General features: G+C 69.5%; 16 protein-coding genes and 1 pseudogene. 7 read left to right on the top strand and 10 right to left on the bottom strand.

The window, feature by feature from the left end; translation table 11 throughout:
- The 9 genes from ACFXMG_RS29120 to ACFXMG_RS29080 all read right to left on the bottom strand — a co-directional run.
- Positions 1 to 1,193, bottom strand: a 1,193-nt coding sequence (locus ACFXMG_RS29120) for a discoidin domain-containing protein (protein ID WP_384902599.1), incomplete at its 3' end; no start/stop codon positions are given.
- Positions 1,194 to 1,401: 208 nt separating this feature from the next.
- The gene (locus ACFXMG_RS29115) at positions 1,402 to 4,773 is read right to left on the bottom strand and encodes a CARDB domain-containing protein (RefSeq protein ID WP_383816667.1); all 3,372 of its coding nucleotides are present in this window, start codon (positions 4,771 to 4,773) and stop codon (positions 1,402 to 1,404) included.
- Between the two features lie 382 nt (positions 4,774 to 5,155).
- Positions 5,156 to 6,322: an acyl-CoA dehydrogenase family protein gene (locus tag ACFXMG_RS29110; protein WP_383816669.1), complete on the bottom strand. Its 1,167-nt coding sequence runs from the start codon at positions 6,320 to 6,322 to the stop codon at positions 5,156 to 5,158.
- 111 nt (positions 6,323 to 6,433) lie between these two features.
- Positions 6,434 to 7,117 (bottom strand): 4'-phosphopantetheinyl transferase family protein, encoded by a 684-nt coding sequence (locus ACFXMG_RS29105; protein WP_383816670.1) that lies wholly within the window; start codon positions 7,115 to 7,117, stop codon positions 6,434 to 6,436.
- Complete coding sequence (locus ACFXMG_RS29100; protein WP_383816672.1) at positions 7,114 to 7,833, bottom strand: class II aldolase/adducin family protein; 720 nt, start codon at positions 7,831 to 7,833, stop codon at positions 7,114 to 7,116. Before ACFXMG_RS29100 ends, ACFXMG_RS29105 begins: the two co-directional genes overlap by 4 nt.
- A 13-nt stretch (positions 7,834 to 7,846) precedes the next feature.
- Positions 7,847 to 8,593, bottom strand: coding sequence for a hypothetical protein (locus ACFXMG_RS29095; protein WP_383816675.1), 747 nt, complete (start codon positions 8,591 to 8,593; stop codon positions 7,847 to 7,849).
- Positions 8,580 to 8,852, bottom strand: a complete 273-nt coding sequence (locus ACFXMG_RS29090) for a hypothetical protein (RefSeq protein WP_383816678.1) — start codon at positions 8,850 to 8,852, stop codon at positions 8,580 to 8,582. The genes ACFXMG_RS29095 and ACFXMG_RS29090 overlap by 14 nt, the downstream gene beginning before the upstream one ends.
- A 108-nt stretch (positions 8,853 to 8,960) precedes the next feature.
- Positions 8,961 to 10,382, bottom strand: a complete 1,422-nt coding sequence (locus tag ACFXMG_RS29085) for a class I adenylate-forming enzyme family protein (RefSeq protein ID WP_383816681.1) — start codon at positions 10,380 to 10,382, stop codon at positions 8,961 to 8,963.
- Positions 10,379 to 11,680: a nitroreductase family protein gene (locus tag ACFXMG_RS29080; protein WP_383816684.1), complete on the bottom strand. Its 1,302-nt coding sequence runs from the start codon at positions 11,678 to 11,680 to the stop codon at positions 10,379 to 10,381. The genes ACFXMG_RS29085 and ACFXMG_RS29080 overlap by 4 nt, the downstream gene beginning before the upstream one ends.
- Positions 11,681 to 12,124: 444 nt before the next feature.
- On the opposite strand from ACFXMG_RS29080, the gene ACFXMG_RS29075 reads away from it, so the two are divergent.
- From ACFXMG_RS29075 to ACFXMG_RS29050, 6 genes are all read left to right on the top strand, one after another.
- Complete coding sequence (locus ACFXMG_RS29075) at positions 12,125 to 13,546, top strand: condensation domain-containing protein (RefSeq protein ID WP_383816686.1); 1,422 nt, start codon at positions 12,125 to 12,127, stop codon at positions 13,544 to 13,546.
- Positions 13,539 to 14,519, top strand: coding sequence for an ABC transporter ATP-binding protein (locus ACFXMG_RS29070; RefSeq protein WP_383816689.1), 981 nt, complete (start codon positions 13,539 to 13,541; stop codon positions 14,517 to 14,519). The genes ACFXMG_RS29075 and ACFXMG_RS29070 overlap by 8 nt, the downstream gene beginning before the upstream one ends.
- Before the next feature lie 49 nt (positions 14,520 to 14,568).
- The gene (locus ACFXMG_RS29065; RefSeq protein ID WP_383816691.1) at positions 14,569 to 15,390 is read left to right on the top strand and encodes an ABC transporter permease; all 822 of its coding nucleotides are present in this window, start codon (positions 14,569 to 14,571) and stop codon (positions 15,388 to 15,390) included.
- A 45-nt stretch (positions 15,391 to 15,435) separates the two neighbouring features.
- Positions 15,436 to 16,242: an ABC transporter permease gene (locus ACFXMG_RS29060; RefSeq protein ID WP_383816694.1), complete on the top strand. Its 807-nt coding sequence runs from the start codon at positions 15,436 to 15,438 to the stop codon at positions 16,240 to 16,242.
- Between the two features lie 112 nt (positions 16,243 to 16,354).
- A complete protein-coding gene (locus ACFXMG_RS29055) occupies positions 16,355 to 17,365 on the top strand; it encodes a LacI family DNA-binding transcriptional regulator (RefSeq protein WP_383816697.1) in 1,011 nt (336 codons plus the stop codon).
- Positions 17,366 to 17,555: 190 nt separating this feature from the next.
- Positions 17,556 to 18,695 carry a ThiF family adenylyltransferase gene (locus ACFXMG_RS29050; RefSeq protein ID WP_383816700.1) on the top strand — a complete coding sequence of 380 codons (1,140 nt, stop codon included), beginning with the start codon at positions 17,556 to 17,558 and terminating at the stop codon, positions 18,693 to 18,695.
- A 42-nt stretch (positions 18,696 to 18,737) separates the two neighbouring features.
- Here ACFXMG_RS29050 and ACFXMG_RS29045 read toward each other — a convergent pair.
- Positions 18,738 to 19,340 (bottom strand): annotated as a pseudogene (locus ACFXMG_RS29045) (LacI family DNA-binding transcriptional regulator); the annotation flags it as partial.
- 337 nt (positions 19,341 to 19,677) lie between these two features.
- Between ACFXMG_RS29045 and ACFXMG_RS29040 the strand changes: the two are divergent.
- Positions 19,678 to 21,012, top strand: coding sequence for an ABC transporter substrate-binding protein (locus tag ACFXMG_RS29040; protein ID WP_383816702.1), 1,335 nt, complete (start codon positions 19,678 to 19,680; stop codon positions 21,010 to 21,012).
- The last annotated feature ends 64 nt before the right edge of the window (positions 21,013 to 21,076 follow it).

Raw genomic sequence — 21,076 nt, 5'->3', positions numbered from 1 at the left:
GCGTTGCTGTTCGCGGACTGGTTGCCGGCCGCGTCCTTGGCCCGGACGTGGTAGGTCACCGTCTGGTTGGCCGGGCGGCTGTCCGTGTACGTGGTGACGTTGCCCGCCACGCTGGTCAGGAGCGCGTTGTTGGCGTAGACGTCGTACCCGGTGACGCCGGTGTTGTCCGTGGCGGCGGTCCAGGTGAGCCTCACCTGGCCGGTCGCGGGTTCGGTGAACGCCAGGCCCGCCGGGGCCGTCGGCGCCTGGGTGTCCCCGGTGGCCGGTCCGTACACCTCCAGCTCGGAGAGCTGGGCCGCCGGCTGCACGGTGTTCGCCGTGACCAGGACCCGGATGTAGCGCGCCGTCGTCTCGCCGAACGGGATCGTCACGGAGTTCTGGCCCGAGGGGGCGAACTCGTACGCCTTCGAGGTCGTGAGGTCGGTGAAGTCCGTGCCGTTCGCGCTGCTCTGGATCTTCAGGGTCTGGCTGCGCGCGCCCCAGCCGTCGGGCAGCCGCAGCACGACCCGGTCGACGCGGACCGAGGAGCCGAGATCGGCCCGCAGCCACTGCGGCAGCTCGTTGTTCCGGCTCTCCCAGTAGGTGGCCTTGTTGCCGTCGTTGGCGTGGCCCGCCGTGTACACCTCGGTGTGGCTGCTCGCGGTCAGGGTCCTGCCCGCGGCGAGGTTCGCCGAGGTGCCGTCGGCGGCACGCACTTCGAGCTCGGAGAGCTGGGCCGCCTGCCAGCCGGTGTTGGCCGTGATGTCGATGCGTACGAAGCGGGCCTGGGTCGCCGGGAAGCCCACCGTGACGGTGTTGCCGGTGCCCGGATTGAAGGTGTACGTCGCCGAGCTCTTCAGGGTGGAGAAGCTGGTGCCGTCGGCGCTGCCCTGGACGGACAGCGTCTGGTTGCGGCTCTCCCAGCCCGCCGGGAGCTTCAGGACGACCTCGTCGACGCGGGTGCTCGTCCCGAGGTCGGCCTGCACCCACTGCGGCAGGCTCGACCCGGAGCTCTGCCAGTAGGTGCCCTGGTTGCCGTCGGTGATGTGCGCGGCGCCGTACTCGGGTGCTCCGCTGCTGGCCGCCGCGGGGTCGCCCAGTGCGATGTTGGGGCCTCCGGCGGCCTGGGCGGCCATGAGAGGACCCCCCAGCGCCAGGAGGCTCGTCGCGATCACGGCGCACATGCTCCGTGATCTCCAGTTGTGCAGTTTCATCTGTCCCCGATCTCGGCCCCGCAGGCGATGGCTGCGGGACGCGGCTCGTCGTGATTCCGTATGGCTCGCATGTGTCATTGATTTGCTGCGAATGATGGAAGAATTGCAGGCAGCAATCTGCGTCTCGTCTACGTCGGTCCGGGCAGGGGGCCGGCCACCGCCGTGGCCGGCCCCCCTCGTCACGGCGCCTCGGACGCCGCCGACGGCGTTACGGGTTGTTGATGACGAACTGGGATCCGGGCTCGACCAGGATGTTGCCCTGGGCCGAGTTGGTGATCGTCACGTTCGACAGGGTGGCGCTGCCGCGGGCGCCGCTCATCGCGAGGATGCCGGAGCCGTTGTTCGACTTGTCGATGCGCACGTTGGTGATCTTGACGTTCGGCATCTCGCCGCCGCCGGTCTTGAACTGGATGCCGTCGTACGTCGAGTCGACGATGTCCGTGTCCTTGATGGTGACGCCCGGGATCGGCTGGCCCTGCGCGAACAGGGTGATGGCGCCGAACTCCTGGTCCTCGTTCCAGAACGCGCCGCCCGTCCGGTACAGGGCGTTGTTGGAGATGAGGGTCTGCCCGGAGAAGGGCAGCGGGTCGTGGTCGGTGGCCAGCATGATGCCGGGGTAGTTCATGGTGTCGGAGATGATGTTGTTCTCGATGGTGTTGCCGAACCCGCCGTAGACCGCGATGCCGTTGGCCCGCCAGGGCAGCTGGATCGTGTTGTTGCGGAAGTGGTTGTTGGATCCGATGTCCACCGAGGTGTCCTTGACGTACTTGCTGGCCCAGACGGCCAGCGCGTCGTCGCCGTTGTTGCGGAGGGACGAGTTGAAGACGGTGGAGTTGCGGGTGCCGTTGGCGAAGTTGATGCCGTCGGCGTAGGTGTTGCGGATCCGCATGCCCGAGAACTCGACGCCGTCACCGGGGCCCCACAGCTCGGGGATGTTGGTGTAGTCGCGGCCGGCCCAGACGCCGACGTTGGCGTGCTCGATCCACACGTTGCTGATCTTCGTGTTCTTGCCGAAGCGACCGTTGAGGCCGACGCCGCCCTCTTCCTGGCCGTTGTTCCCGCGGATGGTGCCGGAACCGAAGATCGCGATGTCGGAGATCTGCGTGTTGTGGTCGATGTCGAAGCCGAAGTTGCCCTCGTGCGGGTGGTTGATGCCGCCCGCCTGGTGCGGCGGGGTCAGCGTGTAGAGCTGCGAGTGCCACATGCCGGCGCCGCGGATGGTGACGTCACGGATGCCGACCTGGTTGTGCGTGCCCCGGTTGAGCGGGTCGTCGGTCAGGATCTTCTGCTCCTGGCGCCACTGGCCCGCCGGGATCCACACGCAGGAGATCTCGCCCTTCTGGTCGGCCGTCACGGCGCGCTGGATCGCGTCGGTGTCATCGAGGCCGTCGTTGGGCACCGCGCCGTAGTTGGTGATCGAGACGCAGCCGGCCGGCTGGGCCGCCGGGGGCGCGACCTGCTCCAGGTCGATCAGGTCGATGATGTAGAAGGAGGCCGTGTCACCGGCGTCCCGCTGGAGGCGGAACTTGGTGCCGGCCGGGTACGACTGCGCCAGCAGCGCGTTGGACTCGTCGAACAGGCGGCGGGCGTCGGCCGCCGGGGTGTTGCTGAGCCCCTCCGGGTCGTCGGTGGTGCCGTAGAGCCAGCTGTGCTTGGAGGAGAGCGTCAGCTTCCGCACGAACTGGCCGTCGGCGTACAGGCTCAGCGTGGCCTCCCGTCCGCCGCCGCCGGCGGCGTCCGGGATGGAGTTGCGCACGACGATGGAGTTGGCGGCGTTGGTGGAGGTGAACTCCACGAACTCGCCGGTCGAGTTGAGGCGGACCGACTTGCGGCCGGAGGACTCGGTGGCGAAGTTGGTGTGGCCGAAGGTCCGCGTGGCGTCGGCGGTGAGCAGGGTGCCCTGGTAGCGGGCGTCCTCCGCCTCGTACTCCGTGTAGGGCACGGCGGCGCCGCGGCCCACGACCAGCGATCGGCTGAAGACGTTGTTGTTCTCGTTCGTCTCGGTCACCGTCGCGGTGGCGTCGGCCGTCGCGGTGAGGGTGACCCCGCCGCTCGCGGCGGTCCAGGTGCCGGAGATCGGCACGGTGACCGTCTCGCCCGCGGGAACCGCGGGGGTGGTCCCGCTCAGGGTGGTGGTGCCCGCCGCGAGACGGGTGACGGTCCCGGCCGCGACACCGGTGGTGCCCCGGTTCTGGACCGTGGCCGTGAAGGAGACCTGCGCACCGACCGCCGGGGAGGACGGGTTCGGGGTGATCGCGGTGACCGTGAGGTCGGGGCCGGGCGCCTGGCCGACGACCAGCTTGGAGGAGCCGGTCCGGCTGTTGTTGGTGTCGTCCTGCTCGACGACGGTGTTGGCCGGGTCGACGACGGCGGACACGGTGTAGTTGCCCATCGCCTTCCTGCCGACGGGGATCCTCACGGTGGTGGACGCGCCGGCGGCGAGTGCGCCGACCTGCGCGCTTCCCGCCACGGCGCCTTCGAGGCTCACGTTGACGGTGGTGGCCGGCGAAGCGGCGGTTCCGGCGTTGCGGACGGTCGCGCTGACCTCGACGGGGTCCGTCTCCGAGGGGGAGGAGGGGGTCCAGGTGAGGTCGGTGACCGTGAGGTCCGGGTTCGGGGCAGCGGCGCCCACCACCTCGAACTCGGCCACCTGGGCGCCGGGAGCGCCGCTGTTGGTGAAGAACTTGAGCTGCACGTCGGCAAACCGGCCGGTGACCGGGATGGTGAGGGTGTTGTCCCCGGCCGACGGGCTGAACTGGTAGTCGGCGCGGGCCTTCAGGGAGGTGAACCCGGTGGCGGACTGCTCACGCCCGAGTACCTCGACGGCCTGGGTGCGCGGCCCCCACGCCTGGTCGGGGTTGAGCTTGATCCGGACCGCCTCGACGTCGGCGTTGGCGCCGAGCTTGGCGGTCAGGGTCGCGGGGAAACCGGCCGACTCCCAGTAGGTGCCGGTGTTCCCGTCGTTGGCGTGGGCGGCCACGTACGACTGGGTGACCGACGATGCCTCGATCGGCTTGTTGCGCGCCAGGTTGGTGCCGGCCGGCGGCGGGTCGACCGGACCGCCGTCGTCCTCGCCGAAGACCTCCAGCTCGGACAACTGGGCCGCGTTCCAGCCGGAGTTGGCGGCCACCTGCACGCGGATGAAACGGGCCGTGGTCGCCGTGACGGGGATGCTGACCGTGTTGGCGGCGGACGGGTCGAAGGTGCGCGCCCCCGATCCGGCCAGCGTGGCGAAGGAGGATCCGTTCGCGCTGCCCAGCACGCTCAGCGTCTGGACGCGGGAGCCCCAGGAGGCCGGCAGCTTCAGCGCGACCCGGTCGACCTCGGTGCTCGCGCCCAGGTCGACCTGCACCCACTGGGGGAACGACCCGTTGGGGCCCTCCCAGTAGGACGCCTGGCTTCCGTCCGTCACGTTGCCCGCGATGTAACTGCCGTTCGTGCCACCCGCGGTCGCGGGCTTGCCCAGGGCGAGGTTGGGGCCCTCGGCCGCGTGGGCGGAGGCGGGGAGCATCCCCACCCCTATCAGGCCCGCCATCACCGAACCGACGATCACGCGCCGTCCGTGGTTTCTCAATCGCATGAAGTCCTCTTGATTCCTCACCCGGGCACCCGGCCGCGACGCGTCCGGCTCAACGGGCGGGTACGGCACCGAGGAGCAGGACGGGCGCGGGGCGGATGCGGGGGTGAACGCCTGCGGAGACCTCGCCTGACACCCTCCACGCGGAGAAGCATGTGGGTGTCAGCGAGTTTTTGAGAATTTCAGTTAATCTTTTGCTCTGACCGGGTGACAGGTTTCCGCCAGATGACCACCTTGTCAACGGGTCGGGCACAACTGCCCTGGAGAGCAGCGGGCGTTCCAGGTCAGCGCCCGCCGGGCTGGATCCCGCTCCCGTGGTACGTATAACTCGCCCTGGCTGTGCGGCTGTCGGAGAGGTGCGGGCGGCGAGCGCAGGCACGTCGGATCACAGGGAGGTCGAGATCACCAGACGCTGGATCTGGTTGGTGCCTTCGATGAGTTGCAGCAGCTTGGCCTCGCGCATCCAGCGCTCCGTCGGATGGTCGGCCACGTATCCGTAGCCGCCGAGGACCTGGACGGCGTCCGTGGTCACGCGCATCGCGGTGTCCGTGGCGAAGAGCTTGGCCTGGGCGGCGGCCGCCGAGGACGGCTGCCCGGCGTCGAACCGGCGGGCGGCGTCGAGCAGGAGCGAACGGGCCGCGGCCACCTGGGTGGCCATGTCGGCGAGCATGAAACCGATCCCCTGGAAGGAGATGATCGGCTTTCCGAACTGTAGCCTGGACTTCGCGTAGGTGACGGCGTAGTCGAGGGCGGCCTGGGCCAGCCCCACCGCGCAGGCCGCGATGCCGAGGCGGCCTCGGTCGAACAGGCCCATCGCGATGAGGAAACCCTTGCCAGGCCGGCCGATCCGTCGGTCCTGGCTGATCTCCGCCGCGTCGAACACGACTTGGGCGGTCGGTGAGGAGCGGACTCCCATCTTGCGCTCATGAGCCTGCGGATGGATTCCCGGTGTGTCGGCAGGGGCCAGCAGCAGGGAGAGACCGCGTACTCCGTCGCCTCCGGTGCGGCAGAACACGTTGTAGTAGTCGGCGGCGCCCGCGTGGCTGACCCAGGACTTGACGCCGCTCACGACGTAGTCGTTCTCGTGCGGGGTCGCGGTGGTCCGCACGGCCGAGATGTCGGAGCCCGCTTCGGCCTCCGATATGCAGTTCGCGCCGAGGAGTTCGCCGCTCAGCATGTCGGGAAGCCAGGCTGCTCGCTGCTCCTCGGTGCCGAAGGCGGCCAGGCCGTAGCAGGAGAGGACGTGGATGTTGACCGACTGGGCGACCCCGAGCCAGTGCTGGGCCAGTGTCTCCAGGACGGTGAGGTACACCTCGTAGGGCTGGGCGCCCCCGCCGTACTGCTCCGGGTAGGGCAGCCCGAGCAGGCCGACCCGGCCGAGGGTGCGCAGCAGTTCGCGCGGGAAGACCGCCTCGGCTTCGTGTCGTTCCACCCGGGGCGCGAGTTCAGCGGCGGCCAAGTGCCGGACGAGGTTCAGCAGTTCGCGTGCTTCGTCGGTCCAAGCGGGGCCGACGGGCTGGGATCGATGGAGGGGTACGGGGGTGGCGGGCATGGCGGCGTCCTCGGACTCGGGTGGTTCTTCGGTGGTGTGCCGGTGGTCGATCGGCGCGGAGTGGGCGTTGAGGCGGGCGGTCGGCGGGGTCGCGGCAGATGCACCGCGCCCCTACGAGAGCGGCTCGGCGGTCTGCGCCCGGGGGCGCAACGCGAGCGCCACCGGGCAGCCGTGGAAGGGGGGCACCCGGTACCAGTGGGCTCCGCCCCAGTGGCCGCGCCGCGCTTTCGGCGGGACTCGGATCCGCCAGAGGTCGGCGCTGGCACGGAGGCCGAGGGACTTGGCGCATGCCTCGCGCACCGTCCAGGCGTCGGCGAACTGGTAGGAGAGGTCTTCGGTCGGGGCTGTCTGGGCATGTTCGGTTCCGGCTATGCCGAAGCGGTGCAGCAGTCTGTCGCTCACCGGAACGGGGATCTGGATGTCGACCCCGACATCGCAGCCTCGGGCGGCCGTCACCGCGATCCGGCCCGCGCTGTGCGAGATGCTCACGTCCACCTCGGGGAAGCTCAAGCAGACCGGCCGCTTGTCGTCCCGTGCGCCGATGCGCACCGACTCGACCCGGACTCCGGTCAGTTGGGCAACGGCGCGGCGCAGCAGAGCGCGTCCGCCGAGGAACTCCCGGCGTCGGGCGCCGGTCAGGGTGGCCGCGGCCCGGGCGTCGTCGGCTTCGGCCTGACAGTCCGCGGCCTGACAGTCCGCGGCCTCGTCCACGCGGCCGAGCAGCGTCACCGCCCTGGCGTCGCCGTCGGCCAGGTGCACCAGGACCGGCCGACCGGTGAATCCGGCGGAGATCACGCCGGCAGCCACTGCTCGGCCTCGGGCCAGCGCCGTACGGCGCGACGCACCGCGTAGTCCCAGTAGGAGCGTACGGAGAGGTCCGCGTAGATGAAGTCCTGCTTGAGCTTGACGTCTTGCGGACTGGAGGAGTGGTACTCAAGTCCCACGGAGAGCGCGGCGAGTTGGAGGCGGCAGGCGCGTTCCAGGACCTGGGCGAAGACGGCGGCATGGCGCACGCTCTTGCCGACGACCACGCCACCGTGGTTGCGCAGGAAGACGGCGCGGCCGCTGTCGCCGAGCTTCGTCGCGATCTGGTCGCCGGTGGCGATGTCCAGCACCGTGTTGCTGGTGGTGGTGAAGACGCTGGTCGCGTCCACGAAGTATGCGCCCTCGTGGGAGAGGGGGCGCAGTTCGAGGTCGTGGGCGCCGAACAGCAAGGTGTGCGGGGCGTGGCTGTGCACGATGCCGTTGACGTCCGGTCGGGCCCGGTAGATCGCCTGGTGGAGCGGGAGTTCGGGTGGGGCTGTCCGTGGGGCCGGCTGCTCGTGGTCCACCGCCGCGGTCACGGTCTGCTCGGGTGTCACCTCGTCGAACCCACAGAGGGCGTTCTTGATCAGGAAGGTGTCCGAACCAGGCATCCTGGCGGATATCTGGCCCTGATTGAAATCGTCGTGCCCGTCCAGGGAGAGCATCCGTCCACCCAGGGCGAGCTGGTTGGCCAGCCGGCGTGTCATCGCATGACCTCTTTCATGGGGTGGTCGACAGGGTGTGGAAGACCTCGTCCACGGTCACCAGACCGGGCGGGCGCAGCGGCAGACGGTGAGCCAGGACCAGGGCGGTGCGTGCCACGGCGCGCAGGGAGGTCACCTGGTGGTGGACGGTGAGGGCTTCCTCGGAGCCCCAGGTCCAGGTGATCGAGTGGTCACTGACCTCAGGGCCTCCGCGCCGCAGTGCCAGTGCCGCCTCGGGGTGTCCGCCGGCGTCCGTCCAGGTCGCGGCGAGCCGTTCGGCTGTCGCGCTCACGTGCGCCGCCTTGCGCGTGGGGTGGCGGTCCAGTACGTCCACCTCGGGGGCTGTGAGGTGGGCGGCGGCGGCGACCATACCGATGAGCCTGCGTTGCAGGTAGTTGCCGAACGAGAGGTTGACGGCCTCCAATACGGGCACGGCCTTCGCGACCTCGGTCAGCAACTCCGCGTGTTCCTCCCGCAGGTGGGAGACGCACTCAAGGAGCGGAACGGTGTGCCGCAGGCAGTACGCGGCGACCTCCGGGAAGCCGGTGGGGGCGCCGGCGTCGATGAGGACATCGGGGATGGACTCGACCGTCCAGCCGGTGCTTGCACGGGCCCGGAGGCTCACCGGAACGCGGGCCTCCGCGCAGGCATGGAGCAGCGCGGAACCGAGCCGTCCCGCGCCGACGATGCCGACGGTGAGCGGCGGACCGTCGGGTGGTAAGGCGCCACGTGTGGAGGCGGCCGCCGTACTACTGGTCGGCATCGGAGCCCATCTCGGCGAGCACGGCGGCGACGATGCCGTCCACCGTGCCGAGCGCTTCGGCCCCCTCATCGGCGTCCAGATAGACGCCGAACTCGTTCTCGATGGCGTCCAGGAGCCGGATGTAGGAGAGGGAGGTGTAGTTGACGGCCTCCAGTACGCCTCCGTGCGCCTGGAGGTCGGAGATACCTATCTCGCCTTCGTGGGACGAGACGATCAGGCGGATCACGCCCTCACGTACGAGCTGCGGGCCGGCAAGCATGACTGACTCCTCAGGATGGGGCCGGCGAGATGCGGCGCCGGGCACGGGCGTCCGGGCTGGGGTGCCCGGGGGAGTGGGGACGTAACGAGGCAGGGCGATGAGTCCGGATCACGAGGGACCGGCGTCGAAAAGGCTTCGGAGTTCGTGGATCACCGGCTTGCCGATGACCGTGGTGGGGATGGCGTCGACCACCCGCATCAGCGTGGGCACCTTGTGGCCGGCCAAGCGGTCGCGGACCCGCAGGCGTACCTCGCCGATATCCAGCCCTTCGCGCAGCACGAGCACGGCGGCCACGGCGGGTTCGCCATGCTGGTCCGGCACTTCGAGAACCACGGCCTGCTCCACGCCCGGCACGCTGCTGAAGGCGTCCGTGACCTCGACCGGATCCACCTTGCGGCCGCCCACATTGATCATCCGGTGGGAGCGACCGGTCAGCACCAGCTCGCCGTCGTCCAGACGCCCGCGGTCACCCGTGCCGTAGTAACCGCCGCCGTCGACGCGGCTCTCCAACAGCCCGGGGGCGTTGAGGTAGCGGGTGGCCATCGAGGCACTGCGCACGTGGAGGGCCCCGGCCTGGGCGTTCGCCCCCCGGGTCTGGATGTCCACGCCCGGCAAGGGGCGACCGAGGCTGTCCGCTGTGGAGAGAGCGGAATAGGTCAACGGTCCAGCCTCGGCGACGCCGTAGTAGTTGCCTATCGGGACCCCGGTCAGTTCGGTGAACCGCGTCTTGGTGTCGGCGCGCAACGGAGCCCCCGAGGAGATCGCGACGCGTACGGAGGCGAAGTCGGCACGGCCGCCGCCCGTGCGGATGAAGGAGTCGTAGAGGACGGGAAAGGCGACCAGCCGGGTGGCACGGGCGCCGGCGACAAGGCGGCGGATCCGACCGCTGGTCGGCAGTCCGCGCGAGAGGTGCAGCTCCGCGCCGACGAGGAAGGTGGACAGGAGGGAGGTGTTGAACGCGAGTCCGTTGGACAGGCCCGCGCAGCACAGGATGCGGTCGTCGGCCGTCATCACGGTGCCCACCGCCCAGTTCTCCGCCGCCGCGCGGACCGCCCGGCCCGAGAACTCCAGACAGTTGGGCTTGCCCGTGGTACCGGAGGTGAAGCGACACACCTCGGTGTCGGGGTGGAGCGGATAGCGGCGCTCGTCGACGGGGAGGCGGGTGGCGGCCAGGCCCGGGAGCACCGGGATCGCCTCGCCGGCCATATCGCGGTCGTGCAGGAGCAGGTCGAGCGAGCAGTCGTCGCTGACGCGGTGCAGTTCGCTGTCGCCGGCCGAGGCGTCGATCAGGAACGGGACCGCCCCGGCGTACAGGATTCCCAGGTACGCGGTCACCCAAGCGGTGCTGTTCTGCGCGGCCAGGCCGATCCGGGGCCGGTCATCGACAGCCCGCGTGCCACGGAGCCACTCGGCCGCTCGCACACCTGCCGCGTGAAGCCCGCGATAGTCGGCCGAGGAGTCGGGGCCGGAGAGCGCCGACTCGTCCGCGTACCGGTCGGCGCACCGCGCGAACTCGGCGGCGAGAATCATGAGCGCTCATTCTGCGCGTAGGCGACCGAGAGACGGTCGAGCTTGGGCATGCCGGAGGTGTCCACGCCCATGGCGACCGTGTACACCACGTCGTGATCGGCGGGAAGGCCGGCCATTCTCTTCCACCGCTCGCTGTCGAACCCGCCGACGCCCGTGACCGACAGGTCGCGCTGGGCGGCCTCCAGATAGAGCAGCTGTGCCAGTGCACCCGCGCGGAAGAGCACCGTCCACAGCTGCCAGCTGCCGGTCTCCTCAGTGAGTGCGGCAGTGGGCGCGTGCAGCAGCAACACAGCCGAAGCCTCGGCCAGGTGGGGCTGCGCCATGAAGGCTTCGGTGACCAAGTCGTTGTCCAGGCAGGTGGTCTGACGGACAGTAAGACCAACTGGCCAGCTCCTCTCGGTTGCGCCGGGGTCGTCCTGACGCAGGACCAGGGTGCAGTACAGCGGCCCCTCCCCGGGGAGCACGGCGCCGAGGGCGGACAGGGCGCGGTCGACGGTGCTGTGCACGTCCTGTAAACGGACGGTGCCGGGCGCGAAGCCGGTGGCGGACCGGCGGTTGTGGAACGCCGCCCGGGGCACAATCGGCGCCCTGCCCCTGCGCCGGACGAGCATCGGCAGAGAGCCGCCGGCTCCGAGCGGACCGGCCGCGGCTCCGAGCGGTCCGGCCGCGGCTCCCTCGGGTGGCGTAGCGAGCGACTCCCAGCAGATCCGCTCCAGCCAGTGTGGCTGCTGCCGGCGGAGCGCGTGCTGCCGTTCTGCCCGGACGTCGCGCACTTCCCAGCCGGTTGTCGCGGTGTCAGGGCTGTTGTCGGTCGACAGCGCGGATATCGCCAGCGCCGAGTGGACCTCCGAGCACTCACCGTGTTCCCTGACCAGGGACGGGAGACCCGGCGGGCGCCGGCTCAGCACGACACGCCCACCGAGGCTGTCGGCCGCCAGCACGAGATTCATGTGCAGGTGCGCGGCGTCCAGTTGGGTGTAGAGGTAACCCCGGTCGCCGTACTTGCGCATGGACAGCCATGGTCTGGTGGCCAGCACGACCACCGCGCCGCCCTCGGGGACGGTGAGTGCCGCCTGGCACAGTGCCTCGGCGACGTGAGGGCCGCGGCTGACCAGTTGGCAGACCCGTCGGCCCGGATCCACCTGGTAGAAGCAGGCCGTACCCGTTTCGTCCCCGGTCAGGACGTAGCACTCGTAGGGGTGTGTGGCGCCGGCCGAGGGCACCGCCCGGCGTGAGCTGTCGATGCCGACCATACCCAGGTCGAGCACGGCCAGAGCGGTGCGCAGTCCTGCGGTCACGGGGAGAGCGGGCGGCCGTCCCGTCCCTCCCGGGTGGACTGCCATCCGCGCCCAAAGGGGTTCTCTGCGCACTTCCATCGCGATCTGCTCCTCGTTTCCTGGGGGATGCAGCACTGGGGCCGAAGCACGGAAACCAGAAGTTAGCGCCAGAACTGATATGGCGCAAATGTTTTGCATCATTGAGCAAAAAACATGCCGCAGACGTGGCTTCTGCCGACCTCCGTCGACCCTCCTAGACCGGAAGAACTACCCAACTAGCCGATTTTCGCGGCAAATTGCCACAACCAGAAGGGTCCGACAGGCGCGGGTTCGGGCGGGCGTTCACTGCTCACAGTCTAGTGTCGAGAATTTCAGTGAGATCCGTTGAGTTATTGCTGCGCCATGCGCCATCCTTCAGCAGCACATGGCTAGCCCGCTGAACAGCAGAAGACGAAATGAGGACAGGTGACAGACCCGACGACCACCCTCGTGCAGTTCGACGTGGGCTCCTCCCGCACCGGGCCGATGACCTGGGGCCAACGCGCGATCTGGGAGGTGATCCGCTGGCTGCCGGCCGACGACGACTCCCTGAACCAACTCGGCTGGGCTCCGGTCGGCTCCCACACCGTGGCGCAGGTGTGCGACATCGTCCGGCTGCTCGTGGAGCGGCACGAGTCACTGCGCACGACGTACGCCGAACAGGACGGCGGCCTGGTCCAGCACGTCGCGTCCTCGGGCGGGATCGAGTTCCAGATCGCCGAGCTCGGACCCGGCGACCTCGCCGAGGCCGTCGCCCCGCTGGGCGAACGGATACGGGCCGGCGCTTTCGACAACGCCGCCGGACTGCCGGTCCGCGCGGCGATCGGGCTGCGCGCGGGCGTACCGGCCGTCGTCGCGATCGCCGCGAGCCACCTGGCGGTCGACGGCTGGAGCTTCCACATCGTCATGGACGAATTGCGCAGCCTGCTCGACGCCGCCCCAGGCAGCTCGGCGGATCTCCGAGCACGCTCTCAACAGCCCGTGGACCGGGCCGCGTTCGAGGCTTCCGAGGCCGGCGCCCGGCGCGAGAGCCGTACGCTGGACTACTGGGCCCGCCAGGCGAACGCGGTCCCCGCCACCATGCTGGCGACCACCTCGACGCCGGAGCAGCTCGACCGCGACTGGGCGCACATCGACTCTCCCGCCTTGGCGCTGGCTGCCCACGCGCTGGCCGGACGCAGTGGCGGCAACACGGCCACAGCGCTGCTCGGCTCGACCGCCTTGCTGCTGGCCGCCTGCCTGGGCGAGCCGGAGGCGGCCCTGCGAGTCATCGTGGCCACCCGCTTCAAGCCCGAGGACGAGCAGCTGGTCGGGGCCTTCAACCAGAACGCCCTCGTCCGTCTGCAAATCGCCGACGAGTCCGCCGAGCAGTTCCTCACCCGCACCACCCGCACCGCGCTGAACGCCTACCGGCACGCGGAGGCATGCCCGGTGAAAATGGAGGAGCAGCTGGAGGAGATCGCCTGCCGCCGGGGGATCACCCCCGGCGGGTACTGCTTCTTCAACGACATCCGGTTCAGTGCCGAGGAGCGCAATGCCCCGGCGCCCGCGATCGACCCCCTGAAGCTGCCCGCCCAGCTGGAGGAGGCCCTGGCCCGCACCCGCCTGTCCCGTCCTGACATGGAGGGACGGCAGTCCGGTGCCAAGTTCTTCCTCTTCCTCGACGGGCTTCGCGACTCCTGCGTGCTCACCCTCTGCACCGATCCCCGCTTCCTGCCCTTCTCCGCGGGCGCCTTCCTGGAGGAGCTGGAGCAGGTGATGGTGCGGGCGGCCCAGACACCGGGAACCCCGGTACGTGAACTCGTCGACCGGATCCGACGCCGGCCCCACGGAGCTCTCCGTGACTGAGACCACGATGCAGCCGCGGGCCGAACTGCCGGGGCAGTCCCCCATGATCCGCGCGAAAGGATTGCAGAAGCGCTACGAGACCGCGCGGGGCGAGGGGTTCACCGCCGTCGCGGGCATCGACTTCGCGGTCCGTCCCGGGGAAGCCTTCGGCATCCTGGGCGCCAACGGCGCCGGAAAGTCCTCGACCATGCGCATGATCGCCTGTACCTCGCCCTCGACCGGCGGCAGCCTTGAGGTACTCGGCATGGACGCGCGGACCGAAGGCGCCGCCATCCGCTCCCGGATCGGCGTGGTCCCGCAGGACGACACCGTGGACGTCGAACTGACGGTCAGGGAGAACCTGTTGATCTACGGGCGCTACTTCGGACTGCCGAAGCCCGAGATCCGCCGGCGTACCGCGGAACTGCTGGACTTCGCGCGGCTGACCGACAAGGCGGACCAGCGGGTCGAGGCTCTGTCCGGCGGCATGCGCCGGCGACTGACGATCGCCAGAGCACTCATCAACGAACCCGAGATCGTCCTGCTGGACGAACCGACCACCGGCCTGGACCCGCAGGCCCGCCACCTCCTCTGGGAGCGACTGTTCCGGCTCAAGGAGGACGGCATCACCCTCATCCTCACCACCCACTACATGGACGAGGCCGAGCAGTTGTGCGACCGGCTCGTGGTGATGGACGGCGGTCTGATCGTCACCGAGGGCTCGCCCAGCGAGCTCATCGGGCGGTACTGCACCCGGGAGGTGCTCGAACTGCGTTTCGGCCCCGATGAGCGCAAGGCGATGACGGACCAGGCTCGCGACCTGGTGGAACGGGTGGAGGAACTGCCGGACCGCATCCTGCTCTACACCGACGAGGGGGAGGCCACGCTGTCGGCCGCCCACGCGCGCGGAGTCGTCCCGCTGACCGCCTTGACGCGTCGGGCGAGCCTGGAGGACGTCTTCCTCACCCTGACGGGTCGCAGCCTGATCGACTGACGCGTCGCCGCCCCACCCACCGCCCAGGCGTCGCAACGGAGAGTTCTCGATGACCACGCACGCGTCCCACCCCTCCGGCCGACCCGGCCGTGCCCGCACCATCCCGCCGGCCCTGCGGGAATGCGCCTACTGGCTGCACCGCTACCGCCGCACGTGGCGGGGCACCGTGGTGCTGAACGTGGCCAACCCGCTCCTGTTCCTGACCGGTATCGGCGCGGGGCTCGGCACCCTTGTCCACCACGACGACAGTGCGGCCCTGCACGGTCTGTCGTACCTGGCCTTTCTCACCCCCGGCCTGCTGGCCGCCTCGGCCATGCAGACGGCGTACATCGACTCGGCGCACCCTGTCCACCAGGCGGTGCAGTCCAAGGGCCACTACCGGGCGGCGAGCGCCACACCGCTGTCGCCGGTCGACATCCTCTACGGCCACCTGCTGTTCAACATGTTCAAGGTGGCGCTCTCCTCCTCGGCGTTCACGGCGGTCGCGGTGGCCTTCGGCGCCGTCGACGCGACGCGGGCCCCGCTGGTGGTACTCGCCACGCTGCTGGTCGGGGCCGCGTTCGCCGCGCCGTCCGCCGCCTGGGCGGTCACCGCGGAGCGTCAGTCCGCGGTGCTCGCGGTGCTGCGGTTCGGCGTCATGCCGATGTTCATGTTCTCCGGCACCTTCTTCCCTCTCACGCAACTGCCCGAGTGGTTGCAGGCAGTGGTACAGCTGACGCCGCTCTGGCACGGAGTCGAGCTGTGCCGTACGGCAGCGTTCGGCACCGCCACCGCGGCCGGCACCGCTGCCCACATCGGCTACCTGGCGGTACTGGCCTTCGTCGGCCTGCTGGCCGGGCGACGCACCTACCGACGGCACTTGCACTCCTGAAACACCAGCATCCACCCCCTGAAAGGCAGGGATCCCATGTCGGCCGTGCTAGGCCCGCATGCCACCGCTCCCCCCGCCCCGGCCGCGCGAACCGGGGGCGCCCTGGCGATGGTCGAGCGGAACCTGATGATCTACCGGCATACCTGGCTGCTCCTGGTGGCCGAGATCTTCGAGCCGGTGCTCTACCTCCTCGCCTTCGGAGTCGGTATAGGCGGACTGGTCGGCACCGTGCCGGGGCTCGCGGACTCCGATGTGCCCTACCCGGAGTTCGTCGCTCCCGCCTTGCTCGCCACCACGGCGATGAACGGCGCGATGAACGAGACGACGTTCAATCTGTTCAACAAGCTGAAGACGCAGCGCACTTACGAGTCGATCCTGACCACTCCCATGACGGTACGCAGTGTGGCACTGGGCGAGGTGTGCTGGGCCCTGATGCGCGGTGCGCTGGTGACGGTCGGATTCCTGATCGCCGTGTCCGTCCTCGGGCTGGTGCACAGCCCGCTGGTGCTTCTGGTGGTGCCCGGCGCGGTGCTGGTCGGATTCACCTTCGCGGCGCTGGGTCTGGCCGTGGTGACCTATCTGAGGGACTGGCAGGACTTCCAGTACATCCAGCTGGCCATGCTGCCGATGTTCCTGTTCGCCACCACCTTCTACCCACTCGACGTCTACCCCCGACCGGTTCAACTCCTGGTGCAGTGCCTGCCGTTGTACCAGAGCATCGAGCTGATCCGGCAGCCCTCCCTGGGTCACCTCGGCACCGAGCTGCTGCTCCCGGCCGGCTACCTGCTGGTGCTGGGCGGAGCCGCCCTCATGCTCGCTTTCCGCCGTCTGGAACGGACTCTGAGCAGATAGGACGTCTTCTCGTCGAAGGGGGTCCCTCACCGTCAAGGATGGCGCACTGCCCTGCTGTAGTTTGGCAAGAAAGATGTAACTTCTCGACTCTTCTTGCGCTAGAGTTGCGTGCGTGACGCGACGACTTGCTCTGGTAGCGAAAAAGGTGGGGGTCAGCGAGGCCACGGTCAGCCGAGTTCTCAACGGTAAACCGGGGGTTTCGGAGACCACTCGCCAGTCTGTGCTGAGCGCGCTGGACGTCCTTGGTTATGAGCGTCCCACGCAGTTGCGTGGGGAGCGGGCCAGGCTGGTGGGCCTGGTTCTGCCCGAGCTGCAAAATCCCATCTTTCCGGCCTTCGCCGAGGTCATCGGCGGTTCTCTGGCGCAACAGGGCCTCACGCCCGTGCTCTGCACGCAGACCAAAGGCGGGGTCTCGGAGGCCGACTATGTCGACCTGCTCCTCCAGCAGCAGGTCTCCGGGGTGATCTTCGCCGGTGGGCTCTTCGCGCAAGCCGGCGCACCGCACGAGCACTACCAGCAGCTGGCGGAGCGCAACATCCCCGTCGTCCTGATCAACGCGCCCAGCGAGGAGCTGGATTTCCCGTGCGTCTCCTGCGATGACATATCCGCGGTGGAGCAGGCGTGGCGTCACCTTGCCTCGCTCGGGCACGAACGCATCGGCCTGGTCCTGGGCCCCGAGGACCACATTCCGTCGCGCCGCAAACTCGATGCGGCGCGTGCGGCGGCAGCGGGAGCGGGAACGGCGCTGGCCGAGGAGTTCGTGGTGCGTTCGATGTTCTCGCTCGAGGGAGGGCAAGCGGCTGCGGGACGGCTGTGGGACCGAGGAGTGACCGCAGTCATCTGCGCGAGCGACCCGCTGGCCCTAGGCGCCATCAAGTCCGCTCGCCGACGTGGACTCAGCGTTCCCGCCGATGTGTCCGTGCTCGGCTTTGACGATTCGGCCTTCATGAACTGCACCGAGCCACCGTTGTCGACCGTGCGGCAGCCGATCGAGGCGATGGGACGGACAGCCGTAGACCTCCTGTGTGCCCAGATCCAGGGGACGCAGGCGCATCCTGGTGAGCTGCTCTTCGAGCCGGAGCTCGTGGTGCGGGGGTCGACCGCGCCGCCGCCCGCCGCTTGAACCACGTACGCCCCACCGGGGCCTCTCTCCGAGCCGGCGGAAGGCCCGCACCCTGATCGCGAAGCTGACCGACCCGGCGCACGGTGCCGGGACGAGCACCGCCGTGCCGAAGATCTCTCACGTATCCGTCTGGGTCGCCGAGGCGTACACCCGTAGCGGTGACCACTCCCGACACCCGCAGGAGACTCGCATGTCGCTTCCTCCCCTTGCGCGACCCGTCACCGACCTGCCGACCGGGGAAACGAGCCGCCAGGCACACCAGCTGATACTCGCCGGACACGGCTCCGAGGGGCAGCGTCGGCTCGCCGGGGGCCGGGTCCTGGTCGTCGGCGCCGACGAGATCGGCGCCCCGCTCATCGCTCACCTCGCCGACTCCGGCGTGGGGACGATCGGTATCGCCGACGGCTCGCCCATGGACCCGTGGGACCGCTGTCTCGGACTGCCCGACGCGGAACCCGCGGACCGGGCCACGGCCTGGGCCCGCGCGCTCGGGCGCACCCATCCGGCCGTGCGTACCGTGACGGAGAGCTGGTTCGAGCTGCCCCGTGCGCGCGAACTGGTGCGGGACTACGACCTCGTGGTGTGCGCGGGGGAGGACCCGGCCCGCTGCCAGCTCGTCGACGATGTGTGCGCCGAGGCGGGCATTCCCTTCGTGTGGGGCTCCATGGGGGCTACCGGCGGGCGCGTCTCGGTCTTCTGGGACCGGCACGGCCCGGGCCTCAGGGATCTGTTCCCGACGCCTCCCGCCCCCTACTTCCGGGGCGTGTCCGGCGCGCTGAAGGTGGTCGGCGCCTGGCTGGGGGTAGCGCTGGCCACCGAGGTGGTGAAGCTGCTCACCGGTCAAGGCGAGCCGCTGGTCGGCCGGGTGATGGAGTACGACGCCCTGGCCGGCACGTGCGTGACCGTGGCGCTGCGCCCGCACGAGCGTGCCGCGCGCCCGGCCGAACCCGTCGCCGCCGAGCCCTTCTTCGGACTGCTTTCGCCCGAGGCGACCGAGGCCGCGCGGGGGTCCACCATCTCCGCGGAGCAGCTGAGGGAACTGCTCGACGCGGACGCGCCGATCCACCTGGTCGACGTACGCGAGCCGGACGAGTACGCCTTCGCCCATCTGCCGGGCTCGGTGCTCGTCCCGCAGGGGGAGTTCCTGCACGGCGACGCCGCCGCGCAGCTGCCCGCGGACCGTAGGACCGTGCTGCTGTGCCGGGCCGGCATCCGCTCCGCGGAGGTCCTCGCCGTGGTCAAGCGCGGCGGTCGTCATGACGCCGTCCACCTGGGCGGGGGCATTCTGTCCTGGGCGGAGCGGATCGACCCGGAGATGCCCACGTACTGAGGCTTCCTCAGCGCCTGACCCGAAGGTGTCAGGTGTGGGCGGTCAGCGCGTCCGGGCCGGCGCGGTCGATCCGCGGACGACGAGTTCGGGCTCGAAAAGGAGCTCCCCGGGACGGGGGTGGGGTCCCTTCATCCGGGCGCACAGCAGGTCGACCGCCGCGCGGCCCGTCGCTTCGATGGGTTGACGCACGGTCGTCAGAGGCGGCTCCGTCGATGTCACGAAGGCGGAGTCGTCGAACCCCACGACCGAGACGTCGCCGGGGACGGAGAGCCCGCGCCGGTGAGCGGCCCTGATGGCCCCGAGGGCCAGCGGGTCACTGCCGGTGGCGTCATGCCTGCTCGATGGCGACCGCGTCGTCACACGCGACACACGGGAAGTCCAGGCCGTCGATCGACGTGTTGACGAGAACGACCGGAACCCTCTGCCCGGCCAGCAGGTGGTCGTGCTCGTGGGGCGCGTCGGCTTGCGCGATGAGCCCTCCGGCGAAGACCACCCCGGCAACCTGCTGTTGAAGCAGCAGGTCCACGTACTCGGCCTCGGCCGCGCCTCCCTTTGCTCGGCCGCGCCTCCCTTTGCTCGGGCGCACAGCACCGGCGTGAGGCCCTGCTGCACGAGAGCACCCCCGATGACCTCGGCGAAGGCAGGGCTTCGCTGACTCCCAGCTTCTTCGCTACCTGTGCAAGAGATTGCGTCATGCACGCAACGCTATAGCAAACTTAGAAAGCTCTTGCGTCTTCTGCTTCTCATTCTGAAGGGGGTCTGCCCCTCCTCTGAGTGATGCCTGGTCCCCGAGGTGGCCGGCCGGTGTCCTGGCTCGGTCCTGGAGCCCTTTCGGGGCCAGTGGCAGGGGTGGTTCAGGGCAGCCATCGGCGCGGAGGTTCGTGATCTAGTCGTGACCTTGCATTTATGGATCGAAATATTGCGTACATCTGGTGGTCGTCCTATCGTGACGCTCCTCGGGCATCACCTCAGAGGAGCCGAAATGAAACCCCGCAATCTCGCCGTCCTGCTGACCACCGGCCTCGTACTGACCACCGCGGCTTGCGGCGGTGACTCGTCGGACTCCAACGCGGGAGGTGACGTGACGATCACCGTGGCGTGTCAGCCGCCGAAGACCGCACCGAAGCAGCGCGAGGCGTGGAACAGCGATGTCGCCGAGTTCGAGAAGGCGCATCCGGGGGTCAAGGTCAAGAGCACCGACCAGCAGCCGTGCTTCGACCCGAAGAGCTTCGCCGCGAAGCTCGCCGGCGGGCAGATGGAGACGGTGTTCATGGTGCCCGTCACCAACTACGCCGACGTGATCTCCAAGAAGCAGGCGAAGGACATCACCGGCGTCACGGACCTGGTGAAGAACTTCGGCGACATCCGGCAGGACGTCACGGGCATGGTCACCAAGGACGGCAAGGTCTACGGCGTCCCCAACGTCAGCTACAGCGTCGGACTGGTCTACAACCGCAAGCTGTTCAAGGACGCCGGTCTCGACCCCGACGCCCCGCCGAAGACGTGGGACGAGGTCAGGGCCGCGGCGACGAAGATCGCCGGCCTCGGTGACGGTTACGTCGGATACGGCGAGTACGGCGGCGGCAACGTCGGCGGCTGGCACTTCGCGCAGTCCATCTTCAGCCGCGGCGGCGAGATGGTCGTCGACGGCAAGGCCGCGTTCAACAGCCCCGAGGGCAAGGCCGTGTTGCAGACGCTGCACGACATGCGCTGGAAGGACGACAGCGTCGGCAGCAGGGTGCTGATCGGCTGGGAGGCGCTGATGCAGCAGATGGCCGTCGGCAAGACCGGCATGATGCTCGGCGCGCCGGACGTCGTCACGGACGTGGTCCAGAAGTTCCAGGGGAAGAAGGACGACTACGGCATCACCGGCATCCCCGAGGGCAAGGCGTCGCTGTCCGGTGGCGAGGCGTACATGGTCAACCCCAAGGCGGACGACGCCCAGACCAAGGCGGCGATGCAGTGGATCGACTTCCAGTTCAACACCCCGGGCAAGGGCCGTCACGACTACGCCCGAGGCAAGGCCAACGGCGAGGCCGTCGGCGTTCCCAACAACGACTACATGGGTGACTCCCCGACCGGCCGGAAGATCGCCGAGGAGCGGACGGCCAACGCTGTCCTGCCGGTCGAGTACTACCAGCCGTACGTGGACACCTCGAAGGGTGTCGAGCTCAAGCTGGAGCCGCCGCACGCCCAGGAGCTCTACGCGGTGCTCGACGTGCCCATGTCCGCGGTCCTGACGCGGGAGAGCGCCGACATCGACAAGCTGCTCAAGGACGCCGAGACCAAGGCCAACGGAATCCTGGCCAGGAGCTGACGGCAACAGCCCGGGGTGCCGCTCGAACGGGAGGGCGGTACCCCGGTGCGCGGCAGGAGAGACA

This window comes from Streptomyces sp. NPDC059201 (assembly GCF_042754585.1).
Classification (GTDB): Bacteria; Actinomycetota; Actinomycetes; order Streptomycetales; family Streptomycetaceae; genus Streptomyces.
The sequence above is the reverse complement of the archived record's forward strand: the minus strand, read 5'-3'. Positions and strand labels throughout refer to the sequence as shown.

What these genes read in the sequence shown, in the direction of transcription:
- ACFXMG_RS29095 (WP_383816675.1), bottom strand. Translation starts at nt 8,593, where the DNA reads ATGCCGACCAGTAGTACGGCGGCCGCCTCCACACGTGGCGCCTTACCA.
- ACFXMG_RS29065 (WP_383816691.1), top strand. Translation starts at nt 14,569, where the DNA reads ATGACCACGCACGCGTCCCACCCCTCCGGCCGACCCGGCCGTGCCCGC.
- ACFXMG_RS29085 (WP_383816681.1), bottom strand. Translation starts at nt 10,382, where the DNA reads ATGATTCTCGCCGCCGAGTTCGCGCGGTGCGCCGACCGGTACGCGGAC.
- ACFXMG_RS29040 (WP_383816702.1), top strand. Translation starts at nt 19,678, where the DNA reads ATGAAACCCCGCAATCTCGCCGTCCTGCTGACCACCGGCCTCGTACTG.
- ACFXMG_RS29090 (WP_383816678.1), bottom strand. Translation starts at nt 8,852, where the DNA reads ATGCTTGCCGGCCCGCAGCTCGTACGTGAGGGCGTGATCCGCCTGATC.
- ACFXMG_RS29110 (WP_383816669.1), bottom strand. Translation starts at nt 6,322, where the DNA reads ATGCCCGCCACCCCCGTACCCCTCCATCGATCCCAGCCCGTCGGCCCC.
- ACFXMG_RS29050 (WP_383816700.1), top strand. Translation starts at nt 17,556, where the DNA reads ATGTCGCTTCCTCCCCTTGCGCGACCCGTCACCGACCTGCCGACCGGG.
- ACFXMG_RS29115 (WP_383816667.1), bottom strand. Translation starts at nt 4,773, where the DNA reads ATGCGATTGAGAAACCACGGACGGCGCGTGATCGTCGGTTCGGTGATG.
- ACFXMG_RS29100 (WP_383816672.1), bottom strand. Translation starts at nt 7,833, where the DNA reads ATGACACGCCGGCTGGCCAACCAGCTCGCCCTGGGTGGACGGATGCTC.